Here is a 21732-nt window from a genome sequence, read left to right on the forward strand (position 1 = left end):
TAATAATGCCTAGATTTTACAGTCATTTAAGACAAACGCAGTCAAATTTCAAAAAAATAAACCCTATGAAACGATTAACCTTACTGCTTCTTACATTATTGATTTCCACCTCTATATATAGCCAAGCTGCTAGAGTGGTAATTGATGAAAATAGGGATGGTATGAAGCTGCTCGTAAATGGAGAAGCTTTTATAGTAAATGGGATGAACTGGGACTATTTTCCCATAGGTTCCAATTTTTCCTATAGCCTTTGGAATCAGCCAGATGATTTTATAATGAAAGCACTGGATGATGAAATGTCTCTATTGAAAAACATGGGTGTAAATACAATTAGAGTTTACACTGGTATTCAGAGAAAGTGGATTCAATACATTTATGAAAAGCATGGAATCTACACTATGTTGAATCACTCATTTGGAAGATATGGTCTTACCATAGATGGCACTTGGGCGCCTAATACAGATTATTCTGACCCTAGAGTTAGAGAGCTGTTGTTGCGGGAGGTAACGCAAATGGTGGAAGAGTTTAGAGGTACACCTGGCTTGCTTGTCTACTTATTGGGCAATGAAAATAACTATGGCCTATTTTGGGACGGAGCAGAAACAGAAGATATCCCCATAGAGGATAGGCAATCGACAATTAGAGCAGAGTCCATGTATAAGCTTTTCAATGAAGCAAGCCTAGCTATGAAAGCTGTAGATACATCCAACCCGATAGCTATTTGTAATGGTGATTTGCTATTTCTAGATCTGATAGCGGAGGAATGTAAGGATGTAGATATTTTGGGTATCAATGTTTATCGTGGAGTTTCCTTTACCGATCTCTTTGAAAGAGTAAAAAATGAATATGGCAAGCCTGTATTGCTTACTGAATTTGGTAGTGATGCATTCAATGCACTTACTAATGAAGAAGATCAACAATCGCAAGCCATTTATAATTTGGCTAACTGGAAAGAAATATATGAAAATGCTGCTGGTTTAGGCAAAGCTGGAAATTCACTTGGTGGTTTCACATTTCAATTTAGTGATGGCTGGTGGAAATATGGACAGACAACAAATCTGAGTGTTCATGATAATAACGCTTCTTGGTCTAATGGGGGATATCAATTCGACTATGTAGAAGGAGAAAATAATATGAATGAAGAGTGGTTTGGAATAGCTGCCAAAGGACCAACCAATGCAATGGGGCATTACCAGCTTTTTCCACGCACATCATATTATGTATTAAAGGAGGCGCATCAAGTAAACCCATATGCATCAGGAACTACTTTGAATTCAATACAACGAGAATTTGCCAACATTCAAGTTACAGAGGCTTTTCTGAAAGCTAGAGGAGATAAAGCAGCTTTGGAAGGTGCACAATTAAGCAAAATTAGTCTCAGCAGATTAAGCGCTCAATTTTCCACATTCAACACAGGAGGGAGTTTAATCACAACTCCTCAATCGACAGCGCCAGGCAATACTACTTTTCCAAGCGAATTAGGCTTTGATCACATGCAATCATTTTTTGTAGGGGTGCAGGCAAATCCTTCTCCAGAGTTCAGAGCCAATGTCGAATTCAACGTTTTGGGAAATGTTGCGAGTAATCCAATAGATCAAATTTTCTACGAAAATAGAGGCAGGCCTGTAGAGGTTCGTACCCCAAATGGAAATGTAGAATTACAATCTGAAAATAGGGTTCAGGTTTACCAAGCTAGTTATGAGTGGAATCACAAATATTTCAATCTTAACGGCTTCTATCGTACAGGTCATTATCATTGGGGATATGAGGGTGATTTTTTTGGTCTCTACCCTGAGGCAAATTATGGCCCACTAATCGATATTTATAACGGTATGGCTCCTTTTGGATTTGAAGTAGAGGGCAAAAAGCAATTGAAAGATTTCAAGTTGGCTTTTGGTCCAGAACTTTGGTGGGGAGCAAACCCTGCTTTTTTAGTGAAGTATAGAAAAGAGCTTGGTAACACTACCTTAACTGGTATTTTTCATGAAGATATTCAGCAGCGTGGGCTAACAGAAAGTTCATTTGCAATTCCACAGCCTAAAACGCGAAGACTTAGCGTAGTTCTTTCTCAAAATCTTGGAAAGTTTGGAGTAGATCTAGGTGGTGTTTGGGGAGGTCAACCACTCCAAGGGAGGGTATTTCAAGCCGTTAGAGAAGAAAATAACGGTATGGCAGTTTATCAAGATGAAATCAGTGCCCAGGATAATTTCGGTGGCAAAGCCAAAATCACATATACAGGCGGTAAATTCAATTGGTATGCTCAGTCAGCTGCTATGGGATTAGTAGCAAATGGTGGCGCTGACCAAACATTAACATTCACAGGTTGGAGATTGAAAGACAGTGGAAGTGGTAATCAATACAACTTCCTTTCAGGCTTTACTTACAATATTGGTAACTTCCAAATAGCACCAAATTTCTTATGGCAAAAACCACTTGAAGGACCAATTCCAGCCGACGTTGGAGGAGCTGGTAGACCAAGAAATATTTTGGATGATCCATTTGTAGTACGGGGCAATAGAGAGCAAACTGCAGGTGAAATATTATTCACTTTTGATCCTACTCCAGCTACATACTTATACGATTGGGACAGCGATAGAACAGAAGACTCTGAACTAGCCTTTAGTTTAGGATTTGTATATCGCCACTTGCCTACTACCCAAGATGCAGCCATAGGTATTTTACCAGATGGCCGGACGCTATTTGCCTTCCCAGGTGCTGCACCAGCACAAGATTTATGGGAAGTGAATGCTCGAATAGTTTCTAAAATGAATAAGAATTTCGGATGGATTGCCAATATGTATATAGGTGATGCCCAAGCCAATGGTAGCGACGCACGTACCATTCAAAGGCAAGGGTTGGATTTGAGAATGATTTATAAAAAGCTGAAGTTCAACTCATTTGTAAGAGTAAATGATTGGGGACCTTATGATTACCACAGGGATTTTAACCTTACTTTTCCTACCCAATTGATGGCTGATTTCTCAACTTCTCTTGGTAAGCCAGATTGGTTTGATCTACCAGATACTCGAATCGGCATAAGAGGTACATACCGTACACTCGATAGATTCTCGCCGCGCTACAACCCAACTCAAACTGTTGATGCAGCTGGCAATATGGTTCCTGACCCAACTGCTATTGGTTTCGACAATGGCAATGAATGGGAAATCAGAACTTACATTTTCATAAACATCGTTAAATAAAAATATTTTAGGATGAGCACTTATAATACAAATAACTGGAGAAGGGATTTTTCCATTTGTCTACTCTTGGTACTTTCTCTTGGTTGCGTACGAGATATAGATGAGCTAGAGCCTGCCACATATTCTACCAATCCAGCCATTTTCTTGGATGGATTTAGCGCAGGGTTAAATTATGCTGCCTTCGGTGGCTCAGTACCTACTGCTTTCGATGTAGATACGGAAGTTACTTATACAACTACTTCACAAGCCTCAATGAAATTTGAAGTACCCGATGCAAATGATCCAAGAGGAGCATATGCGGGGGGAGCTTTTTTTACGGAAGTCCCTAGAGATTTATCAGAATATGATGCACTTACTTTCTATGCCAGATCTAGTAAATCAGCTTTCATAGATGTAGTTGGATTTGGGGATGATCTAGGTGAATCAAAGTATAGAGTAAACATCAATGCAATGCCAGTAAACACTAACTGGCAGAAATACATCATTCCAATTCCCGATCCATCAAAATTAACTGCTGAGAAAGGTATGTTTTATATATCAGAAGGCCCTGAAGATGGTAGAGGTTACACCTTCTGGATTGATGATTTGAAATTCGAAAAGCTTGGAACAATATCACAGCCACTTCATACAATAGTGAATGGAAATGATCAAGTTGAAACTTCATTTATTGGAGCAAATAGAAGAATAGATGGTTTACAGTCAATTTTCAATCTTCCAAATGGGACAAACCAAATAGTGAGTGTGGCACCTAGCTATTATGAGTTTTCTTCTTCTGATCAGTCTATTGCCTCAGTGGATGCGGGAGGAAATGTAACTGTGGTAGGAGGCCCAGGTAACGCAGTGATTACAGCGACTTTAGCAGATGTAGAAACCCAAGGTTCTTTGACCCTCCAATCCATTGGCCAATTTGTCTCCGCACCACTTCCAACTCATCCTGCTGATAGAGTGATTTCACTCTTTAGCGAGGAGTATGATAATGTTCCAGTAGATTATTACAATGGATATTGGGAGCCATTTCAAACAACACTTTCTGCCGATTTTGAAGTGGAGGGCAATCGAATTTTAAATTACTATAATTTCAATTTCGTTGGAGTTGAATTCACATCGCCTACAATTAATGCATCAGACATGACTCACCTTCATGTGGATATTTTCCTTCCAAATGCATTGAGTGGCGATGCGCAATTTTTAGTTCAATTGGTTGATAATTCAAATCCAACAGCGGGAAAATACACTGCTAATATTTCAGCTTCTCAGACACAAGAATGGATTAGCTTGGATATTCCATTAGCTAGTTTTAACGGACTTGGTGCTAGAAGCGGTCTATTCCAAATGATCTTTGAAGATATCTCTCAAAACATCTCCGGTTTTTATGCAGATAATATCTATTTCTACAAGGAAGAGACTCCACCTGCTGTATTATCATCACCTGCTCCAACTCCTACTAGGAATCCAGCAGGAGTCATTTCTATATTTAGCGATGCCTACACAAATGTGCCTGTAGATACTTGGCGAACAGATTGGTCTGCTGCCGTATTCGAGGATATTTCTATCCAAGGAAATGCAATCAAAAAGTATTCAGCACTAGATTTTGTAGGAATTGAGACGGTAAGTAATCCTATCAATATTGAAGGGATGACCCATGTTCATATTGATGTATGGTCTGCCGATTTCACCAGTTTTGGATTGAAGTTGGTTGATTTTGCCCCAGGTGGTGCTACGGAACATCAGGTTAATTTCCCTGGTTTAGCAACCGGCCAATGGGTAAGTTTAGACATTCCTTTGAGTGAATTCACAGCTTTAACCACCCGCCAAAATATATCTCAATTTATTTTGGTAGGTCAGCCTACAGGGGCAACTACAGTTCATTTTGACAATCTGTATTTTTATGATATTAATGCAGTTGCTACACTGTCAACCCCTGCGCCAACACCTACTCGAGCTCCTAGTGATGTCATTTCTATGTTTAGTGATGCCTATTCAAATGTGCCTGTAGATACATGGCGTACAGGTTGGTCTGCGGGCGTATTGGATGACATTTCCATCCAAGGAAATGCAGTTAAGAAATACTCAGCCTTAGATTTTGTAGGCATTGAGACGGTAAGTAGTCCTATCAATATTGAAGAGATGACTCATGTTCACATAGATGTGTGGTCTTCGGATTTTAATAATTTTGGATTGAAGTTGGTTGATTTTGCGCCAGGTGGAGCTACGGAGCATCAAGTTGATTTCCCTGGACTAGCCACAGGTCAATGGGTAAGTTTAGACATACCATTGAGCGATTTTACAGGTTTAACCACCCGCCAAAATATATCCCAAGTGATTTTAGTAGGTCGGCCAATAGGTGCTACAACCATTCATATCGATAATCTATATTTCTACAAAGCAAGTAGTGGAGGAGGAGGTTCTGAAACAGGTGATGCCATATTTGCGGAGTCATTTGATCAGGCTTCTTCTATCAACAGCTGGGAGAAAATAGCCGATGCGAATAGTAGCGAGGCTTCCATCGAATGGCTTTCGGAAGTGGGCGTAGAAGGTGGAGCCATGCAGGTATCAGGCAGAAACCCAAGTACAGCCGCAGGGAAAGCTTATATTTTCCAAACACCAAAGAGTGGCCTTGATTTCGGTGGAAAAACTAATGTGAGACTAACATTTGATTTGAAACTTAATGGGTCTCTTGTGGCAGCTGCTGTTCACTTACAAACTATTTTCCCTGGTATTGGTGCTACAAATAATTTCGATCTTCAAGCAAAGGGTCTCAGTGAGTCGGAATGGACTAGTTTCTCCTATGAATTCAATGGTGTTGATGGTGCTGCAGATAACTTTATAATGCATTTCAATATAGCCAGTGGAGCTGTTGAAGGTGCGGGAGGTGTAATCCTTATCGATAACATCCGCCTTGTAGGTATAGATTAAGTAACACTCCATCTTTGGTCATTTCCTGAGATGGAGTGTATTTTTTCCAAATACGAGCTTGTAATAAGTTGAAATTGAGGGTTTCAAGCTCAAGTAAAATTAACATCTGATGAAAAAAAATAATATGAAAACAGCGTTTAAATTGGAAGGAAGAACTTTGTTGGTTCTTTTTATCCTACAGTTTGCACTATTTGCCTGCGAAGTTGATGAGTTTCAGAAATTAGAAGAGCGCAACTGGCAATTAGTATGGAGCGACGAATTTGATGAAGCTGCTGGAACTTCTCCAGACCCTAGCAAATGGACTTATGATATTGGAAGAGGACAAGATGGTTGGGGTAACCTAGAGTTGCAGTCCTACACCAATTCTCCTGCAAATGTATCTACCAATGGTCAAGGTCAATTGGAGATTACAGCACTTCAAGCAGGAACAGGTTATACATCTGCTAGAATCAAAACTCAAGGAATTTTTGAGCAACAGTATGGTCGATTTGAAGCTAGAATCAAAACGCCTTATGGTCCGGGTCTTTGGCCAGCCTTCTGGATGCTCGGGTCTAATGTTGATGAGGTAAGTTGGCCTCAATGTGGCGAAATAGACATAATGGAATTGCGGGGTCAGCAGCCAAATAAAATAGCTGGCTCGATCCATGGGCCAGGGTACTCAGGTGGTAATCCAATTAGCAAAAACTATGGCTTTACAAATAGACGATTCGACGCTGAATTCCACATTTTTGCAATAGAGTGGAGCAGAGAAAAAATCGACTTTTTTGTTGATGACTTCCTATACCAAAGAATAGAGCGTGGTGACGCTTCCGGCGCTTGGGTTTTTGATCAGCCGTTTTTCATGATTCTGAATGTAGCAGTTGGTGGCAATTATGTAGGTTTTCCAACCGATCAAACACCATTTCCTCAAAAGATGATCATCGATTATGTAAGAGTTTATCAAGAGTCTAACTAAGTCTATTTTTAAAATAATTATCTTTTCTGTGAACGTATGAATTTGGCGACAGAAGAAATTTCAAAGCTAGAAATGAGTAAAAAAGTGCACATGGAAATGGTGGAGTATGAAAACGAAAAATACTTCAAGATATCCAATTACGATAGTATAAGACCCTTCTTTATGAGTGTGGTGAGCGACAGCAATCATTGGATGTTTATTTCAAGTAATGGAGGCTTGAGTGCTGGCCGTAAAAATTCTGAATATGCTATATTTCCGTATTACACTGAAGATAAAATCACTGATTTTGCAGATATAACTGGTAGCAAATCAATCTTTCAAATTCACAGAAAAAACGAAACACTTATTTGGGAGCCATTTTCTGAAAAGCTAGCGAATAACTACAAGCTGAGTCGAAACTTATTTAAAAGCATTTATGGCAATCAGATAGTTTTTGAAGAAATCAATCATGATTTGGAATTGGCATTCCGATTCAAGTGGAGCTCAAGCAATAAGTACGGTTTTGTGAAAAAGGCTGAATTGGTTAACAACTCTAACGATTCATGCAAAATCACTCTGCTTGACGGCATTCAAAATATCTTACCATTTGGTGTGCCTAGTGAGCTTCAAAGGTCGTCTAGCAATTTGGTGGATGCTTACAAACGCAGCGAATTGGAGACCAAATCTGGTTTAGGGATATATTCGTTAAGCGCGATAATCGTGGATAAACCCGAGCCAAGTGAGGCTCTGAAAGCAAATATTGTTTGGTCTTTGGGAATTGAAAATCCGAAGCATTTGCTGTCATCTAAGCAACTGCGCTATTTCAGAGCAAAACAAGCTGTGGAAGCAGAGTATGATATACGTGGGGAGAAAGGTGCATATTTCATTGTATCTGAAATTGAATTATCGGCTGATTCCAAAAAAGATTGGCTGATAATGGCAGATGTGAATCAGCGATATTCTCAGATAATTTCTATTGCTGATGCAATTCGGAAAGAGCCAAATTTGGCAAAGCAAATACAGGAAGATGTTGAATTAGGGACGCATAAGCTAATCAATCTCGTAGCCGGAGCTGATGGATTACAATTCACTTCTGATAAATTAAAGGACAATCGTCATTTTTCAAATGTGCTATTTAACATTATGCGAGGTGGCATTTTTGATGATGGGTACCTAATCGAAAAGTCCGATTTTGTAAATTACTTAAAGAAGGCAAATAAAGAGATAGCCCAAAAAAACAAGTCCTTTATAAATGAGCTCAAAGATGATTTTGATCTTAGCTCACTTAAGGAGATGCTTTCCGGCGTCTATGACCCTGATCTTGTTAGATTGTGCATAGAATACCTCCCGCTCAAGTTCAGTCGCAGGCATGGCGACCCAAGTCGCCCTTGGAATAGCTTCACAATCAATACTAAAAATGAAATAGATGGCTCTAAAAATTTAGATTACGAAGGTAATTGGAGAGATCTCTTTCAGAATTGGGAAGCATTAGCTTATTCGTATCCTGAGTTTATTGAGGGGATGATTTTTAAGTTTCTAAATGCTACAACCTTTGATGGTTACAATCCTTACAGAGTGACCAAAGATGGTTACGATTGGGAAGTTTTGGAACCGGATAATCCTTGGTCATACATAGGTTATTGGGGCGATCATCAGATAATTTATTTGCAGAAATTTTTTGAAATTATTGAGAAATTTAAGCCAGGTGCTTTGCAGTCCTACTTCGATAAAGCATTATTTGTATATGCGACTGTACCTTACAAGATCAAATCTTATGATATGATCTTGGCCAACCCTAAGGACACCATAGACTTTGATTTTGAGCAAGATGCTCAAGTTCGAAAAAAGCGGGAGGAAATGGGTTCGGATGGCACCCTTCTAGTGGATGGTAAAAAGAATATTTACCATGTGAATTTGCTTGAAAAGATACTTGCCACATTGCTTGCCAAAATGTCCAATTTTATTCCTGAGGCAGGCATTTGGATGAATACCCAAAGGCCAGAATGGAATGACGCAAACAATGCGCTAGTTGGCAATGGTGCTTCGATGGTCACATTGTATTATATGCATCGCTTTCTAACTTTCTTCCAAGGCCTATTGAATTCATCTGAATTGGACCAGATAAAGGTTTCCGCAGAACTGATAGAATTTTATCACAGTGTAAGAGAAACGTTGGAGGAATTCAGCCCTGAATTAGGCGCGCCAATTGGCAATCAAAATAGAAAAGCCATTGTTGATCGTTTAGGCATTTCTGCATCAGAGTATAGGTTGCAAATTTATAAAACAGGCTTCTGGGGCAATCAGAGAAGTATTTCTCTAGGGGGCTTGCAAACTTTCACTCAATTAAGCTTAGATTTTATTGAACATTCCATTCTCGCCAATCAGCGGGAGGATAAGTTGTATCATGCCTATAATTTAATTTCAATTGGCCATTCAGAAATTAAATCAACTCACTTGAGCGAAATGCTCGAAGGGCAAGTTGCCGTACTTAGTTCTGGATATCTCACTTCCCACGAAGTACTCGAAGTGCTTGATGCGCTAAAGAGTAGTGCATTGTTCAGAGAAGATCAGTATAGCTACATTCTCTATCCAGATAGGGATTTGCCAGGCTTTTTAGAGAAAAATATTATTCCAAAGGAAGATGTTTATTCATCAGATTTATTGATGAAACTGCTTGAGGAAAGGGATGAACAACTCATTGAAGAGGATTTGCACGGGCAGTTCCATTTTAATGGAAATTTCAAAAATGCGATTGATTTAGAAAAGGCTCTTAATAAATTAGGTGAAGCGAAGCACAAGGAGCTAGTATCGAAAGAGCGGGAGCTTTTGCTTGACTTATTCGAAAAAGTGTTCAATCACAAATCTTTTACCGGCAGGTCAGGCACATTCTTTTCGTATGAAGGCTTGGGATCGATCTATTGGCACATGGTGTCGAAATTGCTTTTGGCGGTGCAAGAATGCTGTATAAAAGCCATAGATGAAAAAGCAGATCCAAGAATAATTGGCAAGCTGCTAGATCATTACTACGAAATAAATGCGGGTATTGGTAGCCATAAATCTCCAGATCTTTATGGCGCATTTCCAACTGATCCGTATTCGCATACGCCATCTCATCGAGGAGCCCAGCAGCCTGGAATGACTGGACAGGTGAAAGAAGATATTTTGGCCAGATACTCAGAATTAGGCGTATTTGTATTTGATGGTAAGTTGGTCTTCAATCCTTGTCTCCTTCAGAAGGGGGAATTCATTTCACAAGCTTCGCAATTCGAATATGTAAACACCCGCCACGAGCGCAAAACAATCCCATTGACTGAAAACAGTCTTTGTTTCACGTATTGCCAAGTTCCTATAGTTTATATCATTGCTGATGAGTCAAATATTAAGGTGGAATTCAATAATGGTACTTCAAGAGAGTTCGACTCAATGATATTGGATGAAGGGACAAGTCAAAAGATATTTAAGAGGACGGGTGAAGTAAATCAAATTAAAGTTTCGGTGATCAAGTCAATTTTAAAGTAAATGAAAGAATATTTTCATCCATACTATGATAGACCGAAGCTCAAAACTTTTTTAATACTAATTATAATAGCTGTTACAGCTACTAATTGTAATAATCTGCCCATGAAAGAGACAGGAAAGAATACAATCACAGCGGAAGAAATTTTAGGAAACCCTAAATATCAAGCTATCTCCTATGGAGGATTTAGACATAAATCGAGACAAATAGAACCAACCTTGGCAGAGTTGCGGGAGGATATGAAAATTCTGAATGCGATGGGAATTAAAGTCCTTCGGACTTACAATGTGCAGTTCAACGAAGTGTCAAATCTATTAAAAGTGATTCGTGGGCTAATGGAAGAAAATCCAGAATTCGAAATGTATTTGATGATGGGAATTTGGATCGACTGTAAAAATGCTTGGACAGAATACCCCCCAGACCATAACCAAGAAAGTGAGCATAATGAAAGTGAAGTGAATCGAGCTGTTGCTCTAGCTAAAGAATACCCAGAGATAGTGAAGGTAATGGCAGTAGGCAATGAAGCGATGGTTAAATGGGCCGAAAAATATTATGTGCAGCCTGAAGTAATTTTAAAGTGGGTGAATCATTTACAAAACTTGAAAGCTCAAGGTGAATTGCCTGAATCAATGTGGATCACGAGTTCTGATAATTTCGCCTCCTGGGGTGGTGGTGGCAGCGAATACCATGTTGATGATTTAACGAAATTATTCAAGGCAGTCGATTATGTGTCAATTCATACTTACCCGATGCACGATACGCATTATAATCCAAGCTTTTGGGGAGTTTTAGAGCAGGAGGAACACTTATCTGCTACTGAGAAAGTGGATGCAGCTGTGCTCCGTGCTAGAGATTATGCCATCTCACAATATCAAAGTGTGGTTGACTATATGGAAGGACTAGGAGTTAGTAAACCTATCCACATTGGTGAAACAGGCTGGGCTTCGAGATCAAATGAGTTCTATGGAGACTTTGGTTCAAGAGCTACAGATGAATACAAATCGGCTACTTATTACCATCTGATGCGGGAATGGGCTGATGAGCATGGGTTGACATGCTTTTATTTTGAAGCTTTTGATGAGCCATGGAAAGATGGCGGTAATCCACAGGGGTCTGAAAATCATTTTGGACTTATCAATATGCAATCACAGGCAAAATACGTCTTGTGGGATTTGGTAGATGCAGGTGTTTTTGATGGCTTAACTCGCGATGGAAAGCCAATAACCAAAACCTATAATGGAAATTTGAATGATTTGATGAAAGATGTAAAGGTGCCGCCATCAGGCTTGGAGATAGTTTTTTATTGAATAACAGACCAAATCCCGCAATGAAAAATATAAAATACTTCTTCCTTCATTTTACGATTTTACTTATGCTAACGAGCGCTTGTCAAAATTCCGATTCACTAGCAATTGAGGTATTTGAAACATCGGCGGGTGGCAATAAACTTACTAAAATTGTGGACTTCCAAAGCGAAAAACCTCCCGCCTTAAGGTCCAAAATCTCAATTAATTTAAATGACAGATATCAAACTATTACAGGGTTTGGTGGATCATTTACCGAGGCTTCTGCATACCTACTAAATCAGCTAAGCGAGGAAAATAGAAATAAAATTCTCCAAGCCTATTTTGGAGAGTCTGGCGCAAGATATTCACTCACCCGAACTCACATGAACTCCTGCGATTTCTCTTTAAGCAACTATTCTTATGCAGCAGTAGAAGGAGATATGGAGCTGGAGCATTTTACCATAGAAGAGGATATGGACGACATCATTCCGATGATCAAAGATGCGCAGGCAATATCAAAAGAAGGCTTTAAAATCCTTTCTTCACCTTGGACGGCTCCGCCTTGGATGAAAGATAATAAGGATTGGCGTGGAGGGAAATTACTGCCAGAATACTATGACACTTGGGCATTATTCTTCTCAAAATATGTAGAAGCATATAAAAAGCAAGGAATAGCTATTTGGGGATTTACAGTTGAGAATGAGCCGCTTGGCAATGATAATAATTGGGAGAGTATGCACTACGCTCCTGAGGAAATGAATGAGTTTGTGAAGAACCACTTAGGCCCAAAGCTAGAAGCTAATGGACATGATGTGAAGATTCTGGGCTACGATCAGAATAGAGATCATGAGTTAAAGACTTGGGTAGACACCATGTATGATGACCCAGAAGCAAATGCCTATTACGATGGCACAGCGGTGCATTGGTATGCGAGTACTTACGACTATTTTCCAGAAGCATTACAATATGCACATAGCAAAGCGCCAGATAAGCACTTAATACAAACGGAAGCTTGTGTAGATGCAGAAGTGCCAAAATGGCAAGATGATGAATGGTATTGGGCGAAAGAAGCCACCGATTGGGGTTGGGATTGGGCACCAGCCGAAAAGAAATATTTGCATCCTAAATACGCACCAAGTTTTCGCTATGCACGAGATATTATTGGTAGTCTTAATAATTGGGTAGATGGTTGGATTGATTGGAACATGGTGCTTGATAGGCAAGGTGGTCCGAATTGGTTTGAAAACTGGTGTGTGGCTCCAGTAATCGTAGACCCTGAGTTGGATGAAGTTTATTTCACGCCAATATTCTATGTAATGACACATTTTAGCCGATTCATAAGACCTGACGCTGTGCGAATTGGATTTGAAAATTCAGATGATGAGTTGATGGTGACGGCGATACAAAATCCAGATGGTGGTATAGTGCTCATTGTATTCAATCAAACAGAACAAGCAAAAGAAATTGAATTGGCTTTAGGTGAGGTAACTACGGAATTCTCTATTTCCGCAAAAGCCATTCAGACTATTTTGCTTTCTAATGAACATAAGGACTTGATAGATTTTCAGATTTAATAACCCAAAATTATGGCTTCAACAGAAATTAAAATCAAAGACAAAGTGCCATTTGGGCAAAAGGCTGCTTTTGGAGCGGGTCATCTAGTAAATAATTTGCTACCAGGAGCGCTTGGCGTTTTTGCATTTTTCCTGTTGACTGCATTTGGAATGGATCCATTTTTGGCGGGCCTTTTAGGCGGATTGCCTAGATTCTTTGATGCCATTACCGATCCGATAATGGGCTATATTTCGGATAATACAAAGTCCAGATTTGGTCGTCGTCGGCCATATATCTTTATGGGAGCTATTCTCAGCGGAATACTTTTCGCTGTTTTATGGCAGCTAAATCCTGAGAATTCTCAGATGTTCAATTTTTGGTACTTCCTGATCTTTTCAATGATCTATTTGATAGGAAATACAATGTTTTCTACTCCGCTTATTGGCCTAGGCTATGAGATGACCTTCGATTATAATGAGCGAACTCGTCTGATGGGTTTTTCTCAAACAGTTGGTCAAGTAGCTTGGATGGTTGTGCCTTGGTTTTGGGTGATTATTGCCAATCCCAATCTGTTCGAAACACAAGCAGTAGGAGTGCGACAGCTGGCTATAATAGTGGGTGCGGTTTGTGCGATTTTGGGTGTGTTACCAGCTATTTTCTGTAAAGAAGTAGATCAGTCGAATCTCTCGAATCGTGATGATTTGAGCCTTAAGAACCTTCTGCAAAATGTGAAGAACTTGTTTAGGAATATGAAACTGATTGTTAACAACAGTTCTTTTGCGAGGCTTTGTGGTGCTACTTTTTTGGTTTTCAATGGATTTCAAATGGTAGCGTCTTTTAGCTATTTCATTATCGTTTTTTATATGTTTAGAGGCGATTATGGAGCAGCGGGATCTTGGCCAGCTTGGTTCTCAACTATAAGTGCGGTTGCTACTGCATTTTTGATAATTCCAGCGATTACGTGGATGGCTAATAAGTGGGGAAAGAAAAATGCATTTATCATTTCGACAATAATTTCAATTGTCGGCTATTTACTCAAGTGGTGGGGCTTCAATCCTGAAAATCCGTGGCTTATTTTTATGCCAATTCCTCTTATGGTTTTTGGTATTGGAGGACTTTTTACTTTAATGATGAGCATGACAGCTGATGTTTGTGATTTAGACGAATTGAACAATGGAATGCCAAGAAAAGAAGGAACTTTTGGCGCAATTTATTGGTGGATGGTGAAACTTGGACAAGGCCTTGCGCTAGTATTGGGAGGATTGATTTTAAAGCTTATTGGTTTCGACCAGAATGCTACAATCCAAAGTGCAGATACTTTAACGAATTTAAGATTAGCTGATATTTTAGTGCCTGCATTCACTGCTGGTTTGGCAATAATTGTAATGTGGAAGTACGATTTGAATGAAGAAAAGGCCAGAGAAATAAAACTGGAATTGGAAAGGAGACGAGGTGAATTGTAGTTTATTCCAGAAATAAAAAGATTAATAGAACCATAATCATTGAACAACCATGTCATTCAGACCAAGTCAATTTTTAACGTACAAGACATCTGATCCATCTAGAAAAATCAATTTTTTAGATGAAAAATCTTCTGAAGATTTGAATCATCTATTTATTGAAGTACTGTACGGTGGCCTTCATGGAATCTGCTTTAGTTTGTACGAAGATGGTCAAAAACCTGGCGACAATATTAGCGCGGATCAAATACGCCGGAGAATGGAAATACTAAAGCCATTTACTAAGTGGATCCGTACTTTTTCCTGTATCGAGGGTAATGAATTAATTCCTCAGATTGCCAAGGAATTTGGAATTAAAACCTTGGTGGGTGCTTGGCTGGGAAAAGATGAAGAAAAAAATCGAAACGAGATTGATGGATTAATTAGCCTTGCAAAAGCAGGCCATGTAGATATTGCTGTAGTTGGTAATGAGGTCCTTTACAGAAATGATTTGACCATGAGTCAATTACTCAACTATATTACTGAGGTGAAAAAAGTTCTCCCAAATATTCCTGTAGGCTATGTAGATGCCTATTACGAATTTGTTAGACATCCTGAATTGGTAAATATTAGTGATGTTATTTTGGCAAATTTGTATCCATTTTGGGAAGGAACGCCCATAGAATATTCGTTGGGTCATATGATGAGCATGTATGGCCAAGTGAAAAGTGTTGCAAACGGAAAGCAAATCATTATTTCAGAAACAGGTTGGCCTACCAAAGGAGAATCATTAGGTGGTGCATTTCCTTCACCACAAAATTCGTTGAGATATTTTATCAACACCCAATTATGGGCAATGGACGAAGGAATAGATGTATTTTACTTCTCCTCATTCGATGAGTCTTGGAAAGTGAGTGACGAAGGAGAAGTTGGTGCATATTGGGGGATTTGGGATAAGAACGAAAAACTAAAATTCCCTCTCCATTAGGCTTAGAGTAAGAAATTAGAATTTCTTCAGTCTAATTCGAATTTTACCATCAATAATCTAAGCTCCCGCCAAACAAAAACTTGACTGGAGGGTTAAAACAAATTTGCATTAAATTGAAAATGCCGAAATTAGACATATCATTAAGTAGATGGTTTTTTAAAAATGCAGTTGTATATTTCATTATTAATTCCTCAAAAAAGGTATTTTATTATTGATGTTTGAAACCAACCTCTCCATAGCATTATATTATTGAAAAAGAGTGCTTTATATATTGTTGTATTAATTTGTTTATCCTTTAATATTAGTGCCCAAAAATTCCCTGAAAAGGGAGTTCCTTTACTAAATAATTTCACTCCAGATCAATATCTTAATTCAGGCAAAACATGGGATATTGACTCAGCTCCGAATGGCATAATTTACCTTGCAACTGACAAAGGCTTACTCGAATATGATGGGAAGAGGTGGAATATTTTCAAAGGTAGCAATGGTTTCACCCGGTCTTTACTCGTATTGAACGACTCTACAATTTACACTGGTTCGGATTTGGATTTTGGTGTATGGCAAAGAAATGAATTTTTAGACTTCGAGTATAAATCGTTGTACTCCTTTGCAGAAAATTTGTCAGACTTGAATGAAGAGTTTTGGGATGTTTTCCGCTTGAAGGAAGATATAATCTTTATTTCCGCCAGTAATATTTACGCAATTCGCGGCGAGCAAGTAGTGAAAATTGCCGCTCCAGAAAGATTTGCGGGAGGATATAAGCTTGGAGAGAATCTTTTCATTGCTGATAGCGAGCAAGGATTGTTTCAGTTAGAAAACTATTCCATAATCCCAGTATTCTCCTATCCCAATAACAATAAATTGGAAATCGTTGGGATGTATCAAGATACAGCAGGCATGGTCATGGTTACCAAAGATTCTGGCTTGTACAGATTCTCAAATGGACAAATAAGTCCTATACAAAATGAGCTTTCAGAGTTGCTGAGGCAAGCTAAGGTTTTTAGTTTCGCGGGCATTGGACAAGATTACCTCGCTTTCGGTACGGTGCTTAAAGGCTTGTATATAGTAAATGATGATGGACGAATTATTCATCAGCTAAATAGAAATAAAGGCCTGTCAAGTAACACTATCCTCTCATTGCATTTCAGTCGCTATGGTCAAATATGGATTGGGATGGATTATGGGATTTCATCCTCGAATCTCAACACAAACATTACTTCGATATTAGATTATGGTGGAAACTTCGGTAATAGTTTCACTGCTTTTATCCAGGGTCGAAATTTTTACCTAGGTACAAATCAAGGTCTCTACCAATCCAATTGGGATGACTTGAATAACGACCGGGAGAATTTTAATTTCAGTCTAATTCCAGAATCAGAAGGGCAAGTTTGGACGCTCGATTCTGTAGGCAATAGGTTGTTAATGGGGCATGATAAAGGTTTGTATTATGTAAATGGAACAACCATTGAAAAGATTGCTAATCAAGAAGGAGTTTGGTCGATAGTTCCTTATGGTAGGTATTTACTAGCAGGTAATTATAATGGAATTTCGATTTTTGAGAAGACTGGAGAAGATTGGAAATTTGAACGAAAAATGAGTCTTATTTATGGCTCTTGCAATCAATTATTAATAGAGGGCGAAAATATTTTATGGGTGAATATTCCAAATTTTGGAATCATTAGAACCGAGTTAGATAAAGATTTAGAGCCAACGAATAGAGTGATATTTGAAGCTGGACTTTTTGAAGGAAGTGAGACTTTTCTGACCAGCGACGAAACTGGAATTCATGTAATTACGGACAAGTCCACCTATTCCTTCAATCAAAGTGAGGGAAAGTTCTTGCAAGATCCAGAACATCCAAAATTTACAAACATTTCTACATCCTTTTCTGGACTTTCAAAATCACGATTGCTCAATGCAGATTATGAGTTTATCCCAAAGTTCAATGGTTTTGATTTGAGGTTTCTTAATCAAAATGAACAAAATGAGGTTGTTAATTCTAATTTATTAGTTAGGAAAATTGAGGCATTTGGTAATAGCAAAACATTGGATATAATTCCAAATCAAGAAATAGCCTTCGAGGTGAGGAATTTGAGAATTGAAGCAATTGTGCCAAATAGTGATGGTATAAAGTATCAATCTAAATTGAACGAAAATGATTGGACACCATTTTCAACAAATAACTCATTTGAGTTTTGGGATTTAGAAATTGGAGAAAATAGGCTTTCATTAAATGCCTTGATCAACGAAAATCTTACAGAGGTTGAAGAATTTTCAATTTTTGTAAAAGCACCTTGGTATTTGTCCTGGTATGCATACATTACTTATTTGGTGATTTTTTGTTTGCTTGTTTTAACAATTTATACTTGGTTCCAAAAGTCATTATCAAAACAAAGGAGAATCTTAAAAGAAAAGGAACAACTGTATTTGCGTAAACAAGCTGAAAAACACAAACAAGAATTATTATTGCTTGAGCAAATGAAATTACATGATGAATACAATCAACTTGAACAGCAGCTGAAAAATAAGACAATTGACCTTGCTGTAAAAGCACGAGATAATGAAGAAAAGAATCGTTTGATTCTTAAAATCAAAGAAATTTTCGAATACACACAGAATAATCCTTCCAAGCTTAGCGTAAAGTTAGGAGAGGTTAGACGACTGTTGGACTCATATCTAACTGATGAAAATAAGACCTTTGAAATTCAAATGGATGAGCTTCACCAAGAGTTTTTCAAGAAGTTGAAAGAGCAGTTCCCAAGTTTGTCAAATAATGATTTGCGTTGGTGCGCTTATTTAAAAATTGGACTTAACTCTAAAGAAATAGCCGAAATTCTTAATATACTACCCTCAAGCTCCTACATCAGCCGATCTCGCCTGAGAAAGAAGCTCAATCTTAAAGGAGACGAAGATTTATTTGACTTTTTGAATTCGATTTGAGGGTTTCATTTCAGTTTTTTTGAAAGTATAACCGATGTTAGCGTATACATTAACAACACGCTTTGAAAAAATTTTAATTAAAATTAATTTGAAAAATTGTGTATAATTATAATATTGACATATAATTCTAGCTTCTTTATTTGATATGGTAAGATTTGCATTTTGTGTCTTGTTTTTGATTTCAATTCAATCCCAAATTTATGGTCAGAGTTTAATTGTTCCAGAATGGAAAAAGCTCATTGACGAAGGTTATGCCGAAGCTCCCAGCAAAGATTATATTGTTGTTCTTTTACATCTAGGTATAGTGCTTAGCATAGATTCTCAATTAGTTCAAGTGGAGAGAATATTGGAATCTGATGTTTTTAAAGCGTCGGCAGAAGAAAATAAAGTCATCGTTAAAGTTGCTAAATATCATAACCAAAGCACCAAAAACATTTTTATTAATGACAGAACTTATCCAGCAAGGTGGCCAAGTTGGATTGCTTATGATAGGTTTTATCAGCCCATGGGTATCGAAACAGGAGTTGGTACTAGTCCGTCAGGGTTTGATCGATATTTAAAATTCATCAGAAATCAAGTAAAAATAAATCAGTACTTGACAGAGAATATGGAGAAATCGATACAGAAATTAGACTCTGGTGAACTGAATAGAATCGCTGAAGATTATTTTAGAAGGCAGTTACCCGTTCCCGAGGTTTTTGTCAAGCAACTAGTTGATATGGTGCCAATCAATAGTACATTAAATAATCAGCAAATAAAATACTTGATTAGGCTTGCTCCAGCACTTGATAATTATAGATTCAGCCGAATCTTTAATACAAATAGTGAGTTTTTACGCATTTTTTCTGATGAAATGTCAGTGGATGAACGGATCAGAGTGAATCAAGATAAGATAAGAAAAACAACGCAGGCTGCTCTTAACAACAATAATATTTCATTGGCCAAAATAACTGCCGATTACCTGAAAGCCACCTACGGAAATGATGTTAATGCTGAAAACTATCGAAATAAGTACTTGATGGAATTTGCCGTTTTTACTGAAAACATTGATTTGCTTATGGAAAGCCTTATTCCTTACTCTGAGGCTGTATATTTCCAAAAAAATATAGATACCTTAAAAGCTAACTATCAACAAAATCTTAAAAACTTTAATGAGAGAACGCCGACATCCTCTCTTGTAATTCCAGCCTCTCAAAGAAGTTCTGTATTCGGTCAAGGATCTTATGCTTTTTATTGGGCAGAACATATTCTTGAACTGAGCAAATCTGACCAAATAGATTACTTAGAATTCGCAATAAAATTGACTGATTTTTCCATAAGTATCTCTGAGGAAGGGTTCAACTTGGATTTGAAGAGCAAGATTCTTCATAAAATTGGAAAAACATCTGAAGCTAAGAATTTTGCCTTAATGGCTGTAGAAAGAGCCAAGGAAACAAAGGATCCTCACTTGGGTAGATTTGAAGACTGGCTTCAATCTCTGTAAAGGATATAAAACAAAAAAAAGGTCAACATTGCTGTTGACCTTTTTGCTTAACGCTCCTCCTCTTGGGCTCGAACCAAGGACCCTCTGATTAACAGTCAGATGCTCTAACCAGCTGAGCTAAGGAGGAATGTCCCGTTTGGGATTGCAATATTACGAGGCTTTATAAATAAAACCAAAACTGTTCGAAAGATTTTTTTCTAATTGATGAAGAAAATATATAAGTAAATGATAGTGAATACACTTAGAAAAATGATTCCTGAGTTCGCCAGCCAAATCAGCCACCTTTTAGGGCGAAATTCATAGCTGATGTCCTTAGAAGTGATGGCTTTTAAATTGATAATGGCAATCACTGGAGCGATAAGGAAGGAAAGGGTAGTGGCTAAATCTACCAATCTAGGCATGCTACCCGATAAGAAATATATAATTGCTAAGGCGCCCATGGACAGAATGATAAGGATTCCAAAATATAATTGTCTCTTGAGCTTTTCTTCCTCCCGCTTATCTAAGAGCAGACGGATAGTTTCACCCATTGCTCGGCTGTAGCCATCCATTACCGTAATTGCAGTGCTAAACATGGTTGTAAATGCCGCCACAGCTATTATCCAATACACCCAAGGGCCAATAGCATTTGTGTACATACTGATTATTTGGTTAGCAAATGTGGTGGAATTCGTAGAAAGCGAAATATCTCTACCATAAATTAACAATGCGCCTAAAGTCATAAAACAAACAGCAAGAATGGTGGAAATGGCATAGCCAAAATTAAAGTCCATAAGCGTTTCTTTTAGCTTTGGATAATAACCTGTTTGCTTAATTCTCTCTATGGTCCATACGCTATTCCAGGTAGATAAATCTACAGCGGTCGGCATCCAGCCCATAAGCGCAATTATAAACATAAGGCTTGCTTTACTCGTCAAGTCTGCTTTTGGCATTTCTGAAACCTCAGTAGCAGGAGGATTGAAAATTGCGCTGAAGAATGCCACCAATGTGGTTATTAACAAAACCGTTGCTACAATCTTTAATAGACTGTCTAATACTTTGAATTGACCCAACACCAATATTAGCATACAAACGAAGTAGATAATCAGTGAAATCCATTTGGGGTCTAGGCTTAAGTTGAGGAGATTTCCTAACATTCCTGCTGTCACAAAATTCACAGCGGCGGATACGGAAAACATACATCCAAAGCTCAATAGAAAATACATAGCCAAAACCCATTTCCCTTGTGCTTTGTAGCCTTCTAATATGCTTTTACCAGTAGCGGACGCATATCGAGATCCAAATTCAAAAAATGGATATTTAAAGATGTTAGCTAGCAGAATAAAGGCAAGTAAGCTAAATCCATAATCTGCACCTGCTCTAGTTGATTGAACTAAATGAGAAACGCCAATACATGTAGAAGCGAATAAAATACCTGGTCCGAATGTCTTTAAAAGGTTGCTGAATCTTGGGTTCATTCTGTTGAATTTGGACAC

11 protein-coding genes and 1 tRNA gene are annotated in these 21732 nt (G+C 38.2%); 10 read left to right on the forward strand and 2 right to left on the reverse strand.

The window, feature by feature from the left end; genetic code table 11:
• Positions 1-65 precede the first annotated feature (65 nt).
• From ACOXY8_RS12220 to ACOXY8_RS12265, 10 genes are all read left to right on the forward strand, one after another.
• Positions 66-3200 (forward strand): glycoside hydrolase family 2 TIM barrel-domain containing protein, encoded by a 3135-nt coding sequence (locus ACOXY8_RS12220; protein ID WP_458331882.1) that lies wholly within the window; start codon positions 66-68, stop codon positions 3198-3200.
• Between the two features lie 12 nt (positions 3201-3212).
• Positions 3213-6116 (forward strand): hypothetical protein, encoded by a 2904-nt coding sequence (locus ACOXY8_RS12225; protein ID WP_458331883.1) that lies wholly within the window; start codon positions 3213-3215, stop codon positions 6114-6116.
• Positions 6117-6225: 109 nt separating this feature from the next.
• Positions 6226-7071, forward strand: coding sequence for a glycoside hydrolase family 16 protein (locus ACOXY8_RS12230; protein WP_458331884.1), 846 nt, complete (start codon positions 6226-6228; stop codon positions 7069-7071).
• Between the two features lie 72 nt (positions 7072-7143).
• Positions 7144-10569, forward strand: coding sequence for a hypothetical protein (locus ACOXY8_RS12235; protein WP_458331885.1), 3426 nt, complete (start codon positions 7144-7146; stop codon positions 10567-10569).
• Positions 10570-11874 (forward strand): glycosyl hydrolase family 17, encoded by a 1305-nt coding sequence (locus ACOXY8_RS12240; protein WP_458331886.1) that lies wholly within the window; start codon positions 10570-10572, stop codon positions 11872-11874.
• Positions 11875-11894: 20 nt separating this feature from the next.
• A complete protein-coding gene (locus ACOXY8_RS12245; protein ID WP_458331887.1) occupies positions 11895-13427 on the forward strand; it encodes a glycoside hydrolase family 30 protein in 1533 nt (510 codons plus the stop codon).
• 12 nt (positions 13428-13439) lie between these two features.
• Positions 13440-14870 carry an MFS transporter gene (locus ACOXY8_RS12250; protein WP_458331888.1) on the forward strand — a complete coding sequence of 477 codons (1431 nt, stop codon included), beginning with the start codon at positions 13440-13442 and terminating at the stop codon, positions 14868-14870.
• A gap of 49 nt (positions 14871-14919) precedes the next feature.
• Positions 14920-15834, forward strand: a complete 915-nt coding sequence (locus ACOXY8_RS12255) for a glycoside hydrolase family 17 protein (protein WP_458331889.1) — start codon at positions 14920-14922, stop codon at positions 15832-15834.
• A 249-nt stretch (positions 15835-16083) separates the two neighbouring features.
• The gene (locus ACOXY8_RS12260) at positions 16084-18774 is read left to right on the forward strand and encodes a hypothetical protein (RefSeq protein ID WP_458331890.1); all 2691 of its coding nucleotides are present in this window, start codon (positions 16084-16086) and stop codon (positions 18772-18774) included.
• Positions 18775-18919: 145 nt separating this feature from the next.
• The gene (locus ACOXY8_RS12265) at positions 18920-20257 is read left to right on the forward strand and encodes a hypothetical protein (protein WP_458331891.1); all 1338 of its coding nucleotides are present in this window, start codon (positions 18920-18922) and stop codon (positions 20255-20257) included.
• 53 nt (positions 20258-20310) lie between these two features.
• On the opposite strand, the gene ACOXY8_RS12270 is transcribed toward ACOXY8_RS12265, so the two are convergent.
• Both ACOXY8_RS12270 and ACOXY8_RS12275 read right to left on the reverse strand, forming a co-directional pair.
• Positions 20311-20384, reverse strand: a tRNA-Asn gene (locus ACOXY8_RS12270).
• Positions 20385-20454: 70 nt separating this feature from the next.
• Complete coding sequence (locus ACOXY8_RS12275) at positions 20455-21714, reverse strand: NRAMP family divalent metal transporter (protein ID WP_458331892.1); 1260 nt, start codon at positions 21712-21714, stop codon at positions 20455-20457.
• Positions 21715-21732 lie beyond the last annotated feature (18 nt).

Source organism: Peijinzhouia sedimentorum, from assembly GCF_049340005.1.
Classification (GTDB): Bacteria; Bacteroidota; Bacteroidia; order Cytophagales; family Cyclobacteriaceae; genus CAXBDP01.